The sequence below is a fragment of the Metabacillus herbersteinensis genome (assembly GCF_042433335.1).
Lineage (GTDB): Bacteria > Bacillota > Bacilli > Bacillales > Bacillaceae > Metabacillus > Metabacillus herbersteinensis.
In genome coordinates this window covers 1-18,667 of record NZ_JBHLVO010000037.1, presented here as the reverse complement: position 1 = coordinate 18,667, position 18,667 = coordinate 1, and the positions used below count along the sequence as shown (strand labels likewise).

The 18,667-nt window shown below is 34.8% G+C and carries 18 protein-coding genes; 9 read left to right on the top strand and 9 right to left on the bottom strand.

The window, feature by feature from the left end:
- Nucleotides 1-767: 767 nt before the first annotated feature.
- The gene (locus ACFFIX_RS24615; RefSeq protein ID WP_378938805.1) at nucleotides 768-1,205 is read left to right on the top strand and encodes an SRPBCC family protein; all 438 of its coding nucleotides are present in this window, start codon (nucleotides 768-770) and stop codon (nucleotides 1,203-1,205) included.
- 114 nt (nucleotides 1,206-1,319) lie between these two features.
- Here ACFFIX_RS24615 and ACFFIX_RS24610 read toward each other — a convergent pair whose 3' ends face one another.
- From ACFFIX_RS24610 to ACFFIX_RS24595, 4 genes are all read right to left on the bottom strand, one after another.
- A complete protein-coding gene (locus tag ACFFIX_RS24610; protein ID WP_378938803.1) occupies nucleotides 1,320-1,592 on the bottom strand; it encodes a DUF3986 family protein in 273 nt (90 codons plus the stop codon).
- Between the two features lie 217 nt (nucleotides 1,593-1,809).
- Nucleotides 1,810-1,941, bottom strand: a complete 132-nt coding sequence (locus ACFFIX_RS24605; RefSeq protein WP_378938801.1) for a hypothetical protein — start codon at nucleotides 1,939-1,941, stop codon at nucleotides 1,810-1,812.
- Between the two features lie 142 nt (nucleotides 1,942-2,083).
- A complete protein-coding gene (locus ACFFIX_RS24600; protein ID WP_378938799.1) occupies nucleotides 2,084-3,082 on the bottom strand; it encodes an inorganic phosphate transporter in 999 nt (332 codons plus the stop codon).
- A gap of 12 nt (nucleotides 3,083-3,094) precedes the next feature.
- Nucleotides 3,095-3,712 (bottom strand): DUF47 domain-containing protein, encoded by a 618-nt coding sequence (locus ACFFIX_RS24595; protein ID WP_378938797.1) that lies wholly within the window; start codon nucleotides 3,710-3,712, stop codon nucleotides 3,095-3,097.
- A gap of 796 nt (nucleotides 3,713-4,508) precedes the next feature.
- Between ACFFIX_RS24595 and ACFFIX_RS24590 the strand changes: the two genes are divergently transcribed.
- Nucleotides 4,509-5,471, top strand: coding sequence for a LacI family DNA-binding transcriptional regulator (locus ACFFIX_RS24590; RefSeq protein WP_378938795.1), 963 nt, complete (start codon nucleotides 4,509-4,511; stop codon nucleotides 5,469-5,471).
- A 71-nt stretch (nucleotides 5,472-5,542) separates the two neighbouring features.
- Here ACFFIX_RS24590 and spoVB read toward each other — a convergent pair whose 3' ends face one another.
- A complete protein-coding gene (spoVB, locus tag ACFFIX_RS24585; protein ID WP_378938793.1) occupies nucleotides 5,543-7,081 on the bottom strand; it encodes a stage V sporulation protein B in 1,539 nt (512 codons plus the stop codon).
- 171 nt (nucleotides 7,082-7,252) lie between these two features.
- Nucleotides 7,253-8,557, bottom strand: a complete 1,305-nt coding sequence (locus ACFFIX_RS24580; RefSeq protein WP_378938791.1) for an NCS2 family permease — start codon at nucleotides 8,555-8,557, stop codon at nucleotides 7,253-7,255.
- 181 nt (nucleotides 8,558-8,738) lie between these two features.
- On the opposite strand from ACFFIX_RS24580, the gene pepV reads away from it, so the two are divergent.
- The 5 genes from pepV to ACFFIX_RS24555 all read left to right on the top strand — a co-directional run bounded on the left by pepV (nucleotide 8,739) and on the right by ACFFIX_RS24555 (nucleotide 13,555).
- Nucleotides 8,739-10,145 (top strand): dipeptidase PepV, encoded by a 1,407-nt coding sequence (gene pepV / locus ACFFIX_RS24575; protein ID WP_378938850.1) that lies wholly within the window; start codon nucleotides 8,739-8,741, stop codon nucleotides 10,143-10,145.
- Nucleotides 10,146-10,276: 131 nt separating this feature from the next.
- Nucleotides 10,277-11,458: an MFS transporter gene (locus ACFFIX_RS24570; protein ID WP_378938789.1), complete on the top strand. Its 1,182-nt coding sequence runs from the start codon at nucleotides 10,277-10,279 to the stop codon at nucleotides 11,456-11,458.
- A complete protein-coding gene (locus ACFFIX_RS24565) occupies nucleotides 11,455-11,844 on the top strand; it encodes a ribosomal maturation YjgA family protein (protein WP_378938787.1) in 390 nt (129 codons plus the stop codon). The genes ACFFIX_RS24570 and ACFFIX_RS24565 overlap by 4 nt, the downstream gene beginning before the upstream one ends.
- Nucleotides 11,845-11,909: 65 nt before the next feature.
- Complete coding sequence (locus ACFFIX_RS24560; RefSeq protein WP_378938785.1) at nucleotides 11,910-12,632, top strand: cytochrome c biogenesis CcdA family protein; 723 nt, start codon at nucleotides 11,910-11,912, stop codon at nucleotides 12,630-12,632.
- Nucleotides 12,633-12,838: 206 nt separating this feature from the next.
- Nucleotides 12,839-13,555: a class I SAM-dependent methyltransferase gene (locus ACFFIX_RS24555; protein ID WP_378938848.1), complete on the top strand. Its 717-nt coding sequence runs from the start codon at nucleotides 12,839-12,841 to the stop codon at nucleotides 13,553-13,555.
- 270 nt (nucleotides 13,556-13,825) lie between these two features.
- Here ACFFIX_RS24555 and ACFFIX_RS24550 read toward each other — a convergent pair whose 3' ends face one another.
- Complete coding sequence (locus tag ACFFIX_RS24550; protein WP_378938784.1) at nucleotides 13,826-14,599, bottom strand: YibE/F family protein; 774 nt, start codon at nucleotides 14,597-14,599, stop codon at nucleotides 13,826-13,828.
- Complete coding sequence (locus tag ACFFIX_RS24545; protein WP_378938782.1) at nucleotides 14,596-15,732, bottom strand: YibE/F family protein; 1,137 nt, start codon at nucleotides 15,730-15,732, stop codon at nucleotides 14,596-14,598. Before ACFFIX_RS24545 ends, ACFFIX_RS24550 begins: the two co-directional genes overlap by 4 nt.
- Nucleotides 15,733-16,490: 758 nt before the next feature.
- Between ACFFIX_RS24545 and ACFFIX_RS24540 the strand changes: the two genes are divergently transcribed.
- Both ACFFIX_RS24540 and ACFFIX_RS24535 read left to right on the top strand, forming a co-directional pair.
- On the top strand, nucleotides 16,491-17,408 hold the full coding sequence (locus ACFFIX_RS24540) for a TolB-like translocation protein (RefSeq protein WP_378938780.1): 918 nt from the start codon (nucleotides 16,491-16,493) through the stop codon (nucleotides 17,406-17,408).
- 60 nt (nucleotides 17,409-17,468) lie between these two features.
- Nucleotides 17,469-17,882 (top strand): group II intron maturase-specific domain-containing protein, encoded by a 414-nt coding sequence (locus tag ACFFIX_RS24535; protein ID WP_378938846.1) that lies wholly within the window; start codon nucleotides 17,469-17,471, stop codon nucleotides 17,880-17,882.
- A gap of 190 nt (nucleotides 17,883-18,072) precedes the next feature.
- On the opposite strand, the gene ACFFIX_RS24530 is transcribed toward ACFFIX_RS24535, so the two are convergent.
- Complete coding sequence (locus tag ACFFIX_RS24530) at nucleotides 18,073-18,450, bottom strand: transposase (protein ID WP_378938778.1); 378 nt, start codon at nucleotides 18,448-18,450, stop codon at nucleotides 18,073-18,075.
- Between the last annotated feature and the right edge of the window lie 217 nt (nucleotides 18,451-18,667).

Below are 18,667 nucleotides of genomic sequence, written 5' to 3'. Positions count from 1 at the left end.
TTGAGGTGCATTTTCAAAAAGTACACCTCAAATGACAATAAAATTGACCAATAAAATGGCAGATAAAACTCATCTAAATATAGACATGTTCTGATTAGCACCAAAAAGTGTAGAAAACACCCAATTGCCGATAGGTGTATAGGCAATTGTTCCAGAAACCACCATTAAAGCCGTTAAAACATAAGCACAAACGATCGTCATCGCCTTAAACGAGACCTTGTCACGCACTAAAGCAGAACAGGCATTACGCAGTAAGACCTCAATAATAATTCCCTTCTCCCTTGTTTATTTTTAAAAAAGGGCTAATACCTCTGATAATGTTAATGGTTTTATAGATGCCATTATAACTTTAAAGCTTTGAAACAATGATTTTACCACATATACCGTTGCTCTAGGCACACCAGTAAGTGTCACAATCAATGTCCGTCATCAGTGGTATGGGTTGTCGTTGCGGGAGTAACTAGTTTAATTTGATATGTTATAATAAAAACACAAGGCATTTCAATTGACTAAATGAAGGGCGGTGGCTTTCAATGACAAAACGTGTTAAGAATCGAAAAAGAAAACGTGACATTCTTAAAGATTATGTGAAAAACAAGTTGAAGAATTGGAAACCCAAGTCCAGTAAATCTCCAGTAACTAATAGTAAAATAGCATCTTGAAAAATGTAGTCCCTGTTCGCTTGAGTGGGGGCTACTCTTGTATAAATCAATTTCTCTTTTTCCCCAATAACAAACATTAGCTTAATAATTCGGAGGTACTAAGCAATGGTAGACGTCAATACAAAGATAAAAATTCGGTGCTCAATTGACAAAGTTTCAGAGTATGCAACAAATCCAGATCATGCACCTGAATGGTATGCAAATATTTCTTCTGTAGAATGGCAAACGATAACACCTTTGACAATTGGTTCTCTTATCGCATTTAAAGCACAATTCCTAGGACGAAAACTTGCATATGTTTACGAAATAGTAGAATTTTTACCAAGTCAAAAACTTGTCATGAGAACTGCAAACGGACCATTTCCAATGGAGACAATCTATACATGGGAGTCTATTGAGGACGAAATTACACAAATGACTTTACGAAACAAGGGTAACCCAACAGGTTTTTCAAAATTACTTACACCATTTATGACTTCAATGATGAAAAGAGCAAACATGAAAGATCTAAAAAAAATTAAGAATATACTTGAAAAAGAATAACATATTATTGTTACTATCTGGGTTGTCAATAAGGCAGCCTTTTTCTTGTATAGAAGAATTACATACGATTAGGAGAACAAAGAATGATACCCTGTCGTCCTAAAATAACTCAAATTAAATGACATTATTATCTGATAACCATTTTTCAAATCTATTAGCTCCAGAGTCGTAGTCTAAATCTTTACACTTTATAGAAAAAATGTTGATTCCTAAATTTTCAATATAAATTTCTTCTTTATTCGTACTCTCAATATTGTACTGTTTGAAGTCAAAGAAAATATCCCATACATCTTCTAATTCACTTTTATATGCGATTGATTCATAGTCATAGTTTTCTTCGTAGTAACCTATATGTAGGTGATATTTTGAATCGTAAACTACATTCATATAATACCTCTTTCTTATGGTAATGATTTTTCTTCATATCAGAACTTCTATAATACTACTACAATTTCCTTGTTTAACTTCCTGCTGTTAATTCACTAAGAAAAGAAGCTGCCAAAAAGCAGCTCCAAATTTTAATTATTATGTCATAGTGACTGTGTTGGTACCGTTTTGAATTAATAAATGAAGTTCTTGTTATAACAAGAACTTCATTTATTAATTATTCTCGGTCTCTTTGTTCTTCCCTCTTCGTAATTGTTTTCGGTTTTTTTGATACTGCTATTAATGAAAAGATAAATGTAATCCCTAAAATCACAATCATAATCCATCCGAAAACTTCAATGAAGGCCATTATTTATAACCTCCTTTACTATCCTGGTGGAGTCAGCAGATTAAATATATATATGTTGATTAAAAGGATTTCATTACTTTTATAGGAAATTTAAGTCCTTAAACAAACGAAAAGAGCTGGGTTTGGAAACCAGCTCTTTTCGTTAAAAGAAGGTATTAAGAATGAAATAGAAAATTCCTGCTAAAGTAGCAGAGATAGGCAAAGTAATTACCCAGGTAATTAACATTGTTTTGGCTGTACCCCACTTGACACCTTTTAAACGGTGGGAAGCTCCTACACCAAGAATCGACGAAGAGATTACGTGTGTTGTACTAACAGGTAGATGAATATAAGTAGCTCCGAATATGATTGCAGCTCCTGTAAGGTCGGCAGCTACCCCATTTACAGGTCTGATTTTCATGATTTTACCACCGACGGTTTTTATAATTTTCCACCCACCGACTGATGTACCTAGACCCATAGCAATTGCGCAGGAAACTTGAACCCATGTCTGAATGTCATCGGAAGTTTGATAATTATTAACGATCAAAGCCATAGTGATGATTCCCATTGCTTTTTGAGCATCATTCGTACCATGTGTGAATGATTGCAGAGCAGCTGTTGCAATTTGGATCGATCGAAAATTCTTGTTTGTTTTTGAAAGATTATTGTTTTTGAATACTACTTTGAAAATACCATAAACTAAAAATCCTACAACAAAGGCTAGAATTGGTGAAATAATGAGTGCTTGAAGGATTGTTAAGAACCCAGTGTAATTTAATGATCCAAACCCTGCAGCAGCGATGGCCGCACCGGCAATAGAACCGATAAGTGCATGTGAAGAACTACTTGGGATTCCGTAATACCAGGTAATCAAGTTCCATGTGATAGCTGCTAATAAGGCAGCTAGAATAACTACCGTGCCATTTTCGAGTGTAAAGGGATCGACAATGTCTTTAGTAATCGTTTTAGCTACTCCTGTGAAAGCCATAGCACCAACAAAGTTCATAATAGCTGCTAAAATAATTGCATGTCTTGGCTTCAATGCCTTAGTCGAAACGGAAGTGGCAATGGAATTGGCTGTGTCATGGAATCCATTAATAAAGTCGAACGCCAAGGCAACAATGACAATTAAGATTGTTAGAATAAGTACTGTATCCATTGATAAGGCTCCTTAAGCGTTTTTCATAATGATTGTTTCTAATGTGTTTGCAACCTTTTGACAGTAGTCAGCGATTTCCTCGAGCTCTTCATATATTTCTTTAAATTGGATAATACGAATTGGATCTTTTTCAACATGAAATAAATGCTTAATAGATTGTCGCAAAATCCCGTCACATTTTGATTCATAATCCTTAATCTTAATTGCATGTTCTCTAATTTGAAGCAATTTCTTTGATGATAGCAATACGACTGCTAATTCAATTTCAGCAGCACAACTACGAATAGCATCAACAAACCTAAGCATGTATTCGTCAGCGGTGGTAATAGAATACATTTCAAATAAAGCGGCAGTATGTTCCAAGCCGTCTAGAACATCATCCATACTCATCGCAAGAGATAATATGTCCTCACGTTCAATTGGAGTGATGAATGCGTTATTTAGATCTTTAATAACACTATGAACGAATGTATCCCCTTTTGTTTCATAATCCTTCATTTTTTCAGAGAAGATTTTTAGATCGCTGGCATTAGCAAGCTTATAATCAGCGAAATAGTTTGCACTTTCTTTTAAATTTGAAGAAATATTACCCAGATGTATTGCAAACTTGTCCTTTTTTTTGAAAACCATATTTATACCTCCACTATTTTTCCAAAGAATCGATTTACCAAACTTAATAATAATAGCGTAAATTGTCGAATCCGGATAGAGTTTGTAAAGTAAATTTACAAAAACTTAACATAAAGAGTGTTTTTTGTTTTACAAACTTTACAATTCAGAAATATTTTAACTAGAGCTGGAAAGTGAATTCAGATAGAAGAATATGAAATTAACCAGTAATAATGCAAGAGTTTGAATATATTTTAGCGCATAGAATATGAGAGATTGTTAAAACGTTGATGTTCCTCCCTTTATTGGTGAATTATATATTTAGAATATCCCCAAAAATTTATCTTATAGGTATTATCAATAGTAGCTTATTAAGCAATGTGGTTCGTTGCAGAAGAAGAGATTAAAGTAGTAAAGTTTTTGTGGTTGAATCGTTAAAATTCTTATTTAAACTGGTAGCGTTTCTTAGTAGAATATTTTAAAATGAGAAAAGATTGTGTGCTACGTTTTTAAAAAAAATAGAGACAATAGTATCTTTTACATAATGTCTCTATTAGCTGATAGTTATCATAATTACTTTTCATCGTAGACGTCGAATAAAAAGCCGTACGGATCTTGTTTCTTTTTTATAAGTAACTTTTTTTGATGTAGTGAAACTGGTATTGATGACAAGAGTATGATAGAACTACACAACAAAAATAAATACATGATACCCATCAAAATGACCATGTAACATGCCTCCTTTAGATTCACGCTAAGCTTAAATTATGAAACGCGTTTCATAGCAAGTTAAAGTTTTTTAAAAAGAGGTGAACATATGGCAAATATTAAAGATATAGCAAAGATGGCAGGAGTATCAGTAACTACTGTCTCGCGCGTACTAAATAATCAACCATATGTAAGTGCTGAAAAAAAAGATGCTGTTAGGAGAGCAATCGAAAACTCCAATTATCAACCGAATATAAATGCCGTTCATTTAAGTAGGGGAAAAACTTTCCTAATAGGTGTTGTTGTCCCTTTCTCAAATCATCCTTATTTCGGATTGTTGATAGAAGGAATAGCTAATGAAGCATTAAAAAATAATTACAAGTTAGTTTTGTTCCAAACTAATTACGAGGAAAGTAGAGAGATTGAAGCTTTAACGATGTTAAAGTATAAGCAAATAGATGCTTTAATCATATGTTCTAGAATTTGTGAGTGGGACATTATCAATGATCATGTGTCGTATGGCCCAATTATTCTATGTGAAGATGCAAGAGGTAGAAAGGTATCTTCAACGTTTATCGATCATTACAAAAGTTTCTCCAAAGCTTTAGAGTATTTGTATCAAAGAGGACACAAAAAAATTGGTTATTGTATTGGAAGAAGAACTGGAGCCAACAGTCAACAAAGAGAGACTGCGTACAAAGATTTTTTGATGAAATTCAATGAGCGGTTGGAAGAAAACTTTATCTTCCTGGAGTGTTTTAATTTTGAAGACGGTGAACGGGTAGTGGAACGTTTAATAAATATGAGTAACCCACCATCGGCACTATTAGTTTCTAGTGATCAAGTAGCTGCTGGAATTTTGACCTGCTGTAAGGAACTAAATATTTTAGTACCAGATGAACTTGCATTAATGGGATTTGACAATCAACCTATAGCAAAAATTATGAACATAACGACTCTTGAGGTCCCTTTAATTGAAATTGGTAGAAGGCTATATATTCAAGCAATGGACAACACAACCATTTCTCACGATGAGATCCAAGTTAAATTAATTGAGCGACTAACGGTATAGACTTTTTTGTAAATTAGATGTGTAACTTTGCTTAGATAGCGATTCATGTAACTGCTGAATGTTGTTGGTTGTTAAAGTCTTTTTATTTTTTTTAGGCTTATGATTTTGAAATTGACTAGAAGGATTAGATAAATAAACAGAGATAGAGTAATAGAAGTTCCTATTAGAAGTAATTGGTTAGTGATTTCATTACCAAGATATCTATACGCAATTAGCCCACCATAACCCATACTAACACCGGACAAAATTACTTTAAAAATTTCAGAGAGGATTAAATTAAATCCAATTAGCTTAGAGATTGTTAAAAAGTGCAAGGTTGTTCCTAAGACTATACCTATGTTCATAGCAAGGCATACTCCATATATACCTAACTCTGAATTTGATGCGAAAAGAAAGATAAAAACAAGCTTAGCAGTAGAAGCCACTAAGTCATTCATCATCACACTACTTGCTTTACCTAATCCGATAATGACAGATTGTAAAGGGTTTCGGAAATAGTGTAGAAGGTAAAAAGGTGCCAATATTTTTAATAATGTACCTGCTTCTGGTGACTTATAGATCAGGGTCGTAAGCTGCTCAGCAAAAACATACAAAATGATAGAGGAAGGAACACCTACAATTAAAGCAATTCTAATAGCCTGATGAATTCTTCTATGAATAAGTTGGACTTCATTTTTCTCTTTCGCTTCACTAATGGCTGGAACTAAAGGGACAGACATCGAATTTGTGACAAAACCAGGTAGCATCAATAGAGGTAAAGCAAATCCCATCAGCAACCCATATTGTTTCGTGGCAACAGCCGTTCCTATCCCAGCAAGAGCCAAACTTTGAGTTATCAGAATGGGTTGTATGACCCCTATAATGGAATGTATTAAACCATTCCCAGTAGTAGGCAGACCCGTATGAAGTAGATCGTAGAAAATCTCTTTTCCTTTGCTGAGTTGCTTAATGAATGAATGGTGTAACTTAAACTGTTTTTGTTTTGTCAACTTAAACATTGAGAATAAGTATAGCAGCGAGATCCCTTCGCCAACTATGCCACATAGAACGACTCCGGCAGCGGCATATTCAATCCCATAAGGAAGAAGCCATCCAACTAGAATAAAGATCAAGCCAATTCGAACAACTTGTTCTAAAACTTGAGAAAATGCAATTGGCGTCATATTCTGCTTTCCACGGAAATACCCTTTAATGACTGAAGATACTGCAATAATAGGTACTATTGGTATAACCGCAATTAGAGAATAATAAGCTCTTTGGTCTGTTAGTAGAACGGAAGATAATAGTTTAGCTCCCATAAATGTCCCAATCATCAATACGAATCCTAAAATACTCGTTGTTGTTAACGAGACTATCAGTATTTTTTTTATCCGTTGATGGTCTTTCCTTGCTTCGGCTTCGGCTACAAGTTTTGATATAGCTACTGGCAGACCTAAAGTAGTAAAAGTGATCAAGAGACCTGTAACTGGCATTGCCATCATAATAAGACCAATACCCTCAGGACCAATTACGTTTGCCAGCACAATTCCGTTGGCGAAACCCAGTATCCTTGTTATGAATGCTGCTATCATTAGAACGATTGTACCCTTTATGAGACTTTGTTTAGTCAATTCAATCTCCCTTTACCTTGTCCATAGTTGATGTATATGAAGGTAAAAGGATATTTTGCCAATTAATTTGTATTTTTCAGTACAAACCTAATGAAATAAACGATTATAAACAAAGAAGACTGTTCAAAAAAAAAACGAGTGGCTAAGTTTCCTTAGTCACTCGTTTTGTCGTTAATGCCCACCAATAAACGCTAGCTGGTAGAAAAATAAAATAGCGAAGATGTACACAAATGGATGAACTTCTTTCCATTTACCCTTTGCAACCTTCATCAATGGATAGGAGATAAATCCTAATGCAATTCCTGTTGCAATACTAGATGTAAGAGGCATGCTTAAAATAACTAAGAACGCAGGGAATGCCTCGTCAATTTCGTTCCATTTTATGTGTGCGATGGATCCCATCATTAAACTACCAACAATAATTAAGGCAGGAGCTGTAATTGCTGAGATTCCTGAAACAGCGCTAACGACTGGACTGAATAGAATCGTTAAGCCGAATAGACCTGCCACGGTTAAAGAAGTTAACCCTGTTCTTCCCCCAGCGGCAACACCTGCAGAAGATTCAATATAAGCAGATGTTGGACTTGTACCGAACATTGCTCCAACCGTTGTCGCCACTGAATCAGCAAGTAATGCCTTGCGAGCCCTTGGTAATTCATTGCCTTTCATAAGCCCCGCTTGTTGAGCAACGCCAATCATTGTGCCGGTTGTATCAAAAATTGTAACTAATAAAAACGAAAATACAACTGTATAAAGTCCATATTGAATCACATCACCAAAGGCAGCAAACGGATTTGTAATAATTAAGCCTTCAGGCAATGATGGTAAAGACATAACCCCTTGAGTAAAGGATAACTGTCCTGTTAGATAAGCGATAAGTCCTGTTACAATCATTCCGATAAAAAGAGCACCATGAACATTTAAGCTCATTAATACTAATGTTACAGCAAGACCAATGAGAGCCAAAATAACTTGGGGAGAATGTAAATCTCCTAGCGCTACTAAGTTCGTCGGATGATCGGTTACAATCCCAGTCAAACGTAAACCAATAAATGCGATGAACAAACCAATTCCAGCTGTAATTCCATGCTTTAAATTTGAGGGAATTGCTTCAATTAGTTTTTTACGAAACGGAGTAAGTGATAAAATTACGAATAAAATACCAGCCACAAAAACGGCTGAAAAGGCAACTGAAAAGGTAATGTCTTCATTGGCCCCTACAACTGAGTAGGCAAAGTAAGCATTCATTCCCATTCCAGGTGCAATCGCAATTGGGTAGTTTGCAGAAAGCGCCATCCATAATGTACCCACAATTGCAGCAATGACGGTTGCAGTAAATACTTGATCAAATGGTACACCTGCATCAGCTAAAATAATTGGGTTTACAACCACGATATAAACCATCGTTAAAAAGGTCGTCAAACCTGCAATCAATTCTGTCTTCACATTTGTTCCATGTTCTTTTAACTTAAACAATAATAAAACCTCCGATTAACGAACAATATATCAAAACCTTAATAATAATATTCGTTTTTCAATGATAATGCAAGTACTATTTATCAAAAAGTAAGGAAGATAAGCTATGCGAAACTTTTATCTTCTACTAGCGTCTGTTATCTTTAATGAGAACATACATAATCTCAGGAAAAGTTGAGGGATTGCCCATATGAATTGGATAGAAGAAGTAGAAAAACGTAAAGATGATCTACTAAAAGATACTCAAGCCTTTTTGCAAATCAAAAGTGTTCTAGATGAAGAATCGAGAAGTGAATTTGCACCATTTGGTGAAGGAATTAACGAAGCGTTTACACATCTTTTAAGTAAAGGTGAGGAAGAAGGCTTTACAATTAAAAATTTGGACGGATATGCAGGTTATCTTGAAATTGGGGATGGCGAGGAAATTGTTGGTGTCCTCTGCCATGTCGATGTTGTCCCTGAAGGAGATGGATGGAGCAGTGATCCGTATGCTGCAGAAATTCGAGAAGGTAGCATTTATGCTCGCGGTGCAATGGATGATAAAGGCCCAACAATGGCGGCATTTTATGCGATGAAAATCGTCAAAGAACTAGGCCTTCCTTTAAGTAAACGAGTCCGCATGATCATTGGTACTGATGAAGAGAGTGAATGGCGCTGTGTGGAGCATTATTTTAAACACGAAGAAATGCCAGCCCTCGGATTTGCACCAGATGCAGATTTTCCGATTATCTTTGCTGAAAAAGGAATTATTGATGCGAAACTCACTCAACAGCTAAACGAGACAGAAGAAAAGGAAACTGCTGTCTTGATATCCTTCCAATCTGGACGTCGTTTTAATATGGTTCCTGACTTTGCAACTGCGACAATTAAAGCAGGCACTGAGTTAGAAGGAATCACTCAGACATTTAATGAATATCTTGCTAAGTTAGCATTAACTGGAGAAGTAATAAGTGAAGGAGAGCACACTTCTTTTTCATTAAAAGGCGTTTCTGCACATGCGATGGAACCGAATAATGGTAAAAATGCAGGTATCTTATTGGCGACTTTTTTAAAGTCTGTGACAACATTTGATTCTAATGGTGGCAAATTTATCCGCACAATCAATGAGTTTTTCACAGAGGACACAAGAGGTGAAAAGCTAGGCATCTCATATAAAGATGAGATTAGTGGAGAATTAACCGTTAATTTAGGAGTTATGTCTTACTCAAGTGAAGAAGGCGGAGAGCTTGGTGTTAATTTACGATATCCTGTTACAGGAGAGGCGAATAAAGTAAAAGCGAGCTTAGAGAGTATTCCGGGCTTTTCACTTACTTCATTTAATGATTCAAAACCGCATCATGTTGACGCGAACACGCCACTCATCAAAACGCTTCAAAAAGTATATGAAGAACAAACCGGTGAAAAGGCAGAGCTTCTTTCAATCGGCGGTGGTACTTATGCACGTTCATTAGAAGCGGGTGTTGCGTTTGGTCCTCTATTTCCAGGTAGACCAGATGTGGCACACCAAAAAGATGAGTATATTGCGATTGATGATTTAGTTAAAGCAACGGCGATTTATGCACAAGCGATTTATGAGCTTGCGAAATAAACCCTTGGTAGGTACTTCCATTTATATGGTAGGATGGATGAGGAAACTAAAAGGAGGCTGGCTGATGTGTGAAAACATGTCTGTCAGCCCTGTTCTTTAGATCTACATATATAGAAAGAAGGCAACTCATTATGGACTATTCACTTTCACATCAACGAACAGATCGACAAGTTAAAGGAAACTTTTATTTGTTTTATTTTTTGATCTTTTTTGGTTTTGGTTCTCTTTTTCCACTGTTATCTGTTTATTTAAAAGATGTCATCGGTCTATCTGGTTCTCAAATTGGAATGCTGATGTCAATCAGTCCGGTTGTGATGATTTTAATTCAACCAATCTGGGGTATTTTTAGCGATGCCACACAAAAACCTACTTTTCTATTAACTGGAGCCATCGTTTTTGCAGCGATTTTTGGATTTATCTACTCCTTTATCGAAAGCTATCAATTGTTACTTTTTGCAGCAACGTTACTGGCAATTATGCAAAGTGCTGTTGTTCCATTATCTGATAGTATTGCAATTAATTACGTCCAGAAAACAAAGGCACAATATGGCTCAATCCGTTTATGGGGGGCAGTTGGCTTTGCCATTTCTGTTTTAGTTGTCGGTCAATTAGCCGAATCATTTAGTCTGAGCATTATTTTTTATACCTTCACGATTATGCTCTTAATTTCTGCAATTTTTGCTTTTCAGCTGCCCAGAGAAAGTCAACCGATGCAAGCAAGTATTCGTGAAGGCTTAAAAGAATTAACGAACGTACCAAAGTATTTTGTTTTTCTATTTGTTGCATTTCTTGTCCTAGGTCCAATTCTAGCAAACAATATTTATTTTGGTATTTTCATAACCGAACTTGGTGGCGGTCTAACGGGTATTGGAATTGCCTTTCTTTTAGCTGCTGGTAGTGAGGCTCCGTTTATGAGAGTAGCAAGTGGTTGGATTAATAAATTAGGTATGATTAATATTCTACTCATGGCAACGTTCATTTCAGCAGCTCGCTGGATTCTTTATTTCATAGAGCCACCACTAGCCGTTGTGTATATTACCACAATTGCACAAGGATTCTCAGTCGGACTATTCATCCCAGCTGCCCTTCAATATGTGCGAGATCTTTCCCCTTCAACTGTTGGAGCAACTGCAATCTCATTATACTCAGCCGTAGGAAATGGTCTTGGTAATTGGTTTTGTACCTTTGTTGGCGGTATTATTTTGGAGGCATTTTCCATTTTGTATGTGTATTTATTTTATAGCATTTTGACCTTTATGGGGCTGTTTGTTTTGCTGTATTTGAAGGTGCGAGAGAATAGGCTGCTTTCGTGAGAGAATTAAAAGCTATGGGTAAATATCTTTTACTTGTCTTATCATGCATATTCCTAGGCCTAGCATCAAGATTCACAAATGCTTTCCAGGCGGGTATTGCCGTACACTTAGGGGATGTGCTTTGGGCAAGTATGATTTATTTTTTGTTTAGACTATCTTTTTACCGGAAATCTCTTCATATAACCGTAGGAATGAGTTTTGTGTTTTGCTTTGGAATTGAAGCTAGCCAGCTGTATCAGTCAGAATGGATTACCTCTATAAGAAATACGATGATTGGTGGGCTTATTCTTGGAAGAGGATTTCTATGGATTGATTTACTTCGTTATTCGGTTGGAATCTTACTGGCATTCATGATTGACCGTTATTCAGTTAATAAGAAGTTATAAAACGTTCATACTTCTTTTAAATCCCACCAACCTTTTACTATATAATTCTCTTAGGGAGTGATTATATGGAAAACGTTACCTTTATACTTGCTTTTTTAGGTGGATTATTGGCTTTTCTATCACCTTGTTGTTTGCCTTTGTATCCATCATTTATTTCTTATATCACGGGGTTGTCTATAAGTGAATTAAACGGCGAGAAGAATCGATTACATCGAAGAAAAATTTTGCTACATTCAATCTTTTTTTCAATTGGCTTTTCAGTTATTTATTACATTTTAGGTTTCTCATTTAGTGGAATAGGTTCGATATTCAGGGATTATCAGGATCTCATTCGAATGCTTGGTGGCATTTTCATTGTGCTCATGGGTCTGTTTATGTTGGAGGTTTTTCAGCCGAAATTCATGCTTAAAGATACTCGAGTTCAAAAAAAGAGAAATGTAGGCTATCTAAACTCGTTTCTGATTGGACTGGGTTTTGCTGCAGGATGGACTCCATGTATCGGACCAATTTTTGGTGTCATCATGTCTGCTAGTGCACTAAATCCCTCACAGGCATTTATTAACATCACGGGTTATTCTCTAGGCTTTTGTGTACCTTTCATAGTCATGGCCTTTTTTATTAGTAAAACTAAATTCATACTAAGGCATTCAAGAGCTTTGATGAAAATTGGCGGAGTGATCATGATTGTGATTGGGATCTTGCTTTACTTTGATCAGATGACTTACTTTAATGTCTGGTTCTCAGACGTACAATATCGATTGTACGATTTGTTTAATATTGAATTATGAAACAATAAATCTATTAAAATTCACGAATGGTAGCAGGACTTAAAGTCATGTTGCCATTTTTTATTTGGATTAACATATAAAAAGTGTGTAAATTGAAGGAATTGTATGTAATGAACGCGAACCTTAGTTATTCTAAACGCTCAGGATAGGTGGGAAATACGGTGAAGAAAAAATTGAGTACAGATGAAGCCATAAAAAGATGGGATATGCATGCAGAACAATTTACCGCTAGCTACACTGAGCAAGGAGACATACATAAGGAAGTGTTTCTCAATCCGACAATCCTCAAGATGATTGAAACAATTGATAATAAGAAAATCTTAGATGCTGGGTGTGGTGAAGGGTATCTAAGTAGAATACTTGCACAATCTGGAGCTTCCGTAGTTGCAGTAGATTACTCTAAAAAAATGCTAGAAATTGCTGAGCAGAAGACTTCGGATAACTTAAAAATCACCTATCACCATGGTAACTGTGAAAATCTCGATTTCTTGGAGGAACAAAGTTTTAATCTTATCATCTCAAATATGGTGATTCAGGATCTTGAAAATTATCAAGAGGCCATTCAAGAGATGCATCGTCTTTTAGTGGATGGAGGATGTTTTATTTTCTCCATTCTTCACCCTTGCTTCGTAACCCCAGAGAGTGGTTGGGTTAAAAATGATGACGGTGAAAAAATTCACTGGAAGGTCGACAAGTATTTCTATGAAGGTGTATATGAACAAGTTTTCCCTCAAGGACATAAAGAAAAATTGCTATTATTTCATCGAACACTAACAAGCTACTTTAACGCGATTACTGAAGCAGGCTTCACATTAGAAGGCCTTGTCGAACCAAAACCATCAGAAGAAATGCTTAAAAAGTATCCTTCGTTTGAAGAAGATTTTAGATGTAGTGATTTTATTGTGTTTAAGGTTAGGAAGTGAGTGAATTCCCTACATTCATAGACCATGAGTTTTAATGCAAAAAGTAGAGTGGTTCTACAATTTTAATTTTAATAACTAAGTGCACTCTCGTCATCCAATCTCGATTATTTTGAGTGTAGTTATTAACACTGGATGGATTTATTAGTTAAGTACTGGGACTAGAATTCTAATACATATGCGTTGCTTAAGTAACACTGAAACCCCGAATAATTATTTAGTCTAAATCAAAAATGTAAACAAAATTGTTTAGCTTGCCTGTCTAAAGCCTATTTAAAATATCTTGTTATTTTCTCTTGTTTTCACCAAAAAATAGGCAGTAATCCACGAAGTAATTGGAATAATTAGTGCTATACCAATTCCGGCACAAAGTATAGTTATCATTTCAGCACTAAATACTTTTGAATTTACGATTTCTCCAACAGAATAAGATAAATCTTTAAACCATATAAGCAATGCCATATAGCCTCCAAAGAAGGCAAAAAATAACGTATTCGTATTTGTTCCTAAGATATCCTTTCCAATACTTAATCCAGATGTGAATAAATCTTTCCTACTAATTAAGGGATTATGATAATATATTTCACGCATAGGTGATGCAATGGAAATGGCAACATCAGTAATCGCGCCTATTGTACTCATGATAATCATGGCAGCTCCAACTTTAACAAAATCTACTCCAATATAAATGGAAAACATGCTTAGCTCCGCTATTTCTTCTTCACTAAATCCTTGAATCATCGCGTTTTCTGTCACGATGACAATAAAAAAGAGTAAGATAACAATGGTGATAATAGTAGAAACGAATGCAGAAGTTGTTTTACGGTTCACTTCATTAATATAAAATAGAGTAATACAGCTGATCACTGTGGATGCAATCAGTGTTAAAATAATCGGATCAACATTTGGATCTGTCATAAAAAGTATGGTAAGAAAGAGCACACCAAAATTTAAGAATAAAGCAATAAAAGACCGTGCTCCTTTTTTTCCACCAATAAGGATCATCAATATAAATAAAATGGCTGCCAGACACATTAATACATTCATAATCTTGCCCTCTTTCGATTAACAAAAAAAATAGACGTATATAAACCGATAGGAATAGTTAAAACGATTCCAATACCACCCGCTAAGGCTCGAGCTAATTCCAATGAAAGGTTCATGGATAAAGTAAACGCCAATGGAGATGCATTCTTAAAATACAAAATAAGCATCGGAATGGACCCGCTTATGTATGCAAAAAACAAAATATTTGTCATAGTTCCCATAATATCTTTTCCTATATCCATTCCTGACGTTTTCAATGCCTTTATTGATATATTATGATTCTTTTCATACAACCCAAAGATAGAAGAGGACATTGTAATGGCTACATCCATTACGCCTCCTAAAGATCCAATTAATACCCCAGCCATAAACACTAATTGAGGAGGACGAGTTAAAAATTGCATTTCTTCATATCGAAGGCCATTTTCGTCAGTTAACCACATAACAAGAAAGGTGATTAACAGCGAAATAAAAGTTCCTAACAGGGTCGCAACAATCGCTGCAAATGTTTTTTCATTAAAACCGTTCACAAGTAACAAAGAAATGATCGTAAATAAAATAACACTTATACCGCATATCAATAACAAACTCATGTTTGATGTATTCATATAAATATCTAATGCATATGATAACAACACGGCATTGACTGCCAAACTTATAATAGAAAACAACCCTTGCTTTTTCCCAACGATAAGTAAAGTGAAGATAAAGACCCATGCTATAATCAAAACGTTTTTATCACGTTTTACGTCTTTTATGGTTCCAGTTAACGTATCTTCTTCTGTGTTCGTGTCAATCGAAACAAACAATTCATTACCAACATGATATTCTTGATCATAAGCACCGGACGCTGAATACTCATTAGTTAAATGGATAAGTTGTCCTTTGTCTTCTCCATTTTTTAATTCGGCTATTAAACGCTGAGTGAATAGCTGGTCTTTATTATTATGTAAATCGATCAATTCATTTGTATCTTCCAAAGTGGCATTGATGACTTTGGCTATTGGGCGTTCATAGAATGAATAATTGTGATTAACGAAAAAAAGAGAGGCGGCAAAACAAAGTCCTAATAGGGTGTACAAAATAATTTGTTTGTAAGCCATTTTTTTAAATTTCTTTACTCTACCATTCATATAAAAACCTCCAACTTTCGGGATGGAATCCAGTTTATAAAAAATTATAGGGAACATCTGAAATTTTTTTTTCAAAAAGTGTATTGTTCAGGGCAGCAGTTTATCTCCAGCACAGGAGCCTCATCTAACGATGGTATCCAGTTAACAATGGATCTTAGAATAACAGGAATGTTTTTTAACCGTCAAGAGAATCTTTCCCAATTCGTTTCTAATTGTTTGAGACTACTACTGATATAATGATAAGTTGGTTAACCTCTACCTTTTACTTCATTATTAGACCAATAGCTTCCAAGCTACTCCTAAGCCTTGAAAATTCTCTCATTTTATATGTATTATGTTAATTTGTATCTTTAGCATGTCTTTTTCATTAAAAGATAGCCAAAATCATATTATTGGACTTTGAATAAAGAGAGAGAAGGGATTTCCATCTAATTTCCTTCAACTAAAAAGTATAAATGAGATTAAAAACTTGTTTTATTAACGGTTACCTTCCTTAAAAATCGCTTTTCAACAAACGGGCGCGTTTCTTCCATAACGAGGAACGCTTTTTAGATTTTTTCTTTAAAGATCTTACACATGAAATTTATTTCGAGAATTTTTAGGAAGCATAACCTTTGATGCAATATCAAAGGAGTATGATTTAATAGAAGAAAGTTCCAGTAATTATCTTTTTGTTGATCTCTGTTTTCTATTATACAAACATATTAGTTTATGCTGAACAAACAAAAAGTGTAGGTATTAAAGGGAATTATCTATATGTGAATTTTGTAGATAGGAAATTGAATCAAAATTTTTTTCAATATGATTTAAACACAAAAACGAATAAAATACTCTTAAAAAAAGAGATAACAGAGTATCCTACTGCAACATATTCTAAATCAAATAATGAAGTATATTTTACATATAAAACAAAAAATAAAACATCTCAACTCTTTAAAACGAATCTTAATAATAGTCAAACTGCACAACTTACCAATGAATTTAACCATGTTGATTTCTTAGAATTAGATGAGGAAAATCAACTTCTTTTTATGAGGGTTTTGATGAGTGGAAGTGATCGTAACTTTCAATTAGCTATTTATGATTTAAAGAACAAAGAAATTCATAAATGGGATAATCAAGATAAAGACACATCAGTAAAGATGATTGATTACAATCCTGATAAGGAACAGTTATTAGTAGTAACAAATTCAGTAAAAAAAGAGTACGAAAAAATTGATCAAGCGAATAAGAAAGGGATACCTCCTGAACCACCAGTTTATATTCTATCTATCTATAACAAAGATGGAAAAAAAGTAAAAGATATAACAACTTTGGAAACTTTCTTAACAGGTGCATCGTTATCTTCAGATGGGAAAGATGTTTTAATTAGTTACTTTAATAATCTAGAAGAACAAATTTACAATATAGCTACAATTGATATTGAGAGCCAGAACAAAACCTTACTATTACAAGATCCAAAAATAAGTATGCGGGAACCTGAGTATAGCAAAGATAAAAGTGGATTTTATTTTTTAGCTAACAAAAATAAACAAATAGAAATAAATGATAAGAACGATAATACAGTAACTATAAACTTCTACGATATAAAAGAAAAGAAAATTACAGAAATCTGGTCTCAAGTAGATGGAGAAGTTGTAAACTTCTTCGTTGGGAAGTGGATTTTTAATGAATAATAACTTAAACAGAATGGTGATTTATAAACTTACGCGGTAACTGAGGAGCCATTTTTCAATATTCCGCAATCGGGCGCAATTCTGCAGCAAGAACCGTTCACCTTCTTAGGTTACGAATTCTATCGGAATATCCGAAGAGTAGATCCAAAGAAACTCCGGAAGTTCAAGGATAAAGTAAAGTGGAAAACACGGAAAAACAAGACGGTGAATATTCAGGTTCTCATCCAAGAAGAACTTAATCCTCTTATCAGGGGTTGGGGCAACTATTTTGGTAAAGGGAATGTGAAAACTTTATTCAAATCTCTAGATGGATGGATTCGAAGAAGGTTAAGGATGGTACAGCTGAGAAGTTGGAGATATGTAAGAAATCTGCATCGGGCACTGAGGAAAAGGGGCTGGGGGAACATAGCCTTAGAGGAATGCGAATGTTCGCATGGAGAAGTGCGAAGAGCCCCATGGCACATGGAGCTCTAGACAACGAATTCTTTTCAAATCTCGGTTTGGTCCGTCTTGAATCTGTTTTTAATGCCTAATGTCTTCAAAGGGGATTAGTGTGGGAAGAGCGTATGCGAAGATCCGCACGTGAGTCTGTCTAACAAATAGTATTAAATCCTTTGAAACTTCCAAATAGAAGGAAGATTTTTGATAAAACCATTAAAATTGTTTAATTTAGGTGAAAAACCTCCCTTATCTTCCGTATTAACTCCTTACCTCCAATTATATTTATTAGTCTTTTAAAATTGTAAGCAAGACAAATAAAGCTTACCTCAGTGTTTACTGATTCAAGCCCTCTTGTTAAAAAATATGTATAACCGAAATGTCGCTTGATAGTTCCAAAAGGATGCTCCACAATAGAACCTCTTTTTTGATAAATATCCTTTTTCTTAATCGTATTTTGAGTTACCACCTCAATAATTTCTTCTTCTTTAATCCTTGTTACAGCTCTCCCACCTTTAGACGATGTACACAAATCCTTTTTCCCACAGACATTGTAATCTTCACAAGTATAGCGCTTATAATCTTTCCCATTTTTGTTTCCCATTCCATTTAAAGTTTAAAACATAGCCCAATGTACACGTATAAATATCATTAGTACTATCATATTGAAAGTTTGTTTTATCAAAACCATTTTCAAGCTTTTCCTTTTTTTCCTTTTTGACCTTTCACCAGAATTTCTGTACGTTCATCAAATGCATCTATGATTTCAGACATATTATAATATCCTGTATCCGCCAATACCGTAATTTCTTCTTCCTTTA

Coding starts and splice junctions, on each gene's coding strand:
- ACFFIX_RS24615 (WP_378938805.1), top strand. CDS start 768: ATGGTAGACGTCAATACAAAGATAAAAATTCGGTGCTCAATTGACAAA.
- ACFFIX_RS24610 (WP_378938803.1), bottom strand. CDS start 1,592: ATGAATGTAGTTTACGATTCAAAATATCACCTACATATAGGTTACTAC.
- ACFFIX_RS24605 (WP_378938801.1), bottom strand. CDS start 1,941: ATGGCCTTCATTGAAGTTTTCGGATGGATTATGATTGTGATTTTAGGG.
- ACFFIX_RS24600 (WP_378938799.1), bottom strand. CDS start 3,082: ATGGATACAGTACTTATTCTAACAATCTTAATTGTCATTGTTGCCTTG.
- ACFFIX_RS24595 (WP_378938797.1), bottom strand. CDS start 3,712: ATGGTTTTCAAAAAAAAGGACAAGTTTGCAATACATCTGGGTAATATT.
- ACFFIX_RS24590 (WP_378938795.1), top strand. CDS start 4,509: ATGGCAAATATTAAAGATATAGCAAAGATGGCAGGAGTATCAGTAACT.
- ACFFIX_RS24570 (WP_378938789.1), top strand. CDS start 10,277: ATGGACTATTCACTTTCACATCAACGAACAGATCGACAAGTTAAAGGA.
- ACFFIX_RS24560 (WP_378938785.1), top strand. CDS start 11,910: ATGGAAAACGTTACCTTTATACTTGCTTTTTTAGGTGGATTATTGGCT.
- ACFFIX_RS24555 (WP_378938848.1), top strand. CDS start 12,839: ATGCATGCAGAACAATTTACCGCTAGCTACACTGAGCAAGGAGACATA.
- ACFFIX_RS24550 (WP_378938784.1), bottom strand. CDS start 14,599: ATGAATGTATTAATGTGTCTGGCAGCCATTTTATTTATATTGATGATC.
- ACFFIX_RS24545 (WP_378938782.1), bottom strand. CDS start 15,732: ATGAATGGTAGAGTAAAGAAATTTAAAAAAATGGCTTACAAACAAATT.
- ACFFIX_RS24530 (WP_378938778.1), bottom strand. CDS start 18,450: ATGGGAAACAAAAATGGGAAAGATTATAAGCGCTATACTTGTGAAGAT.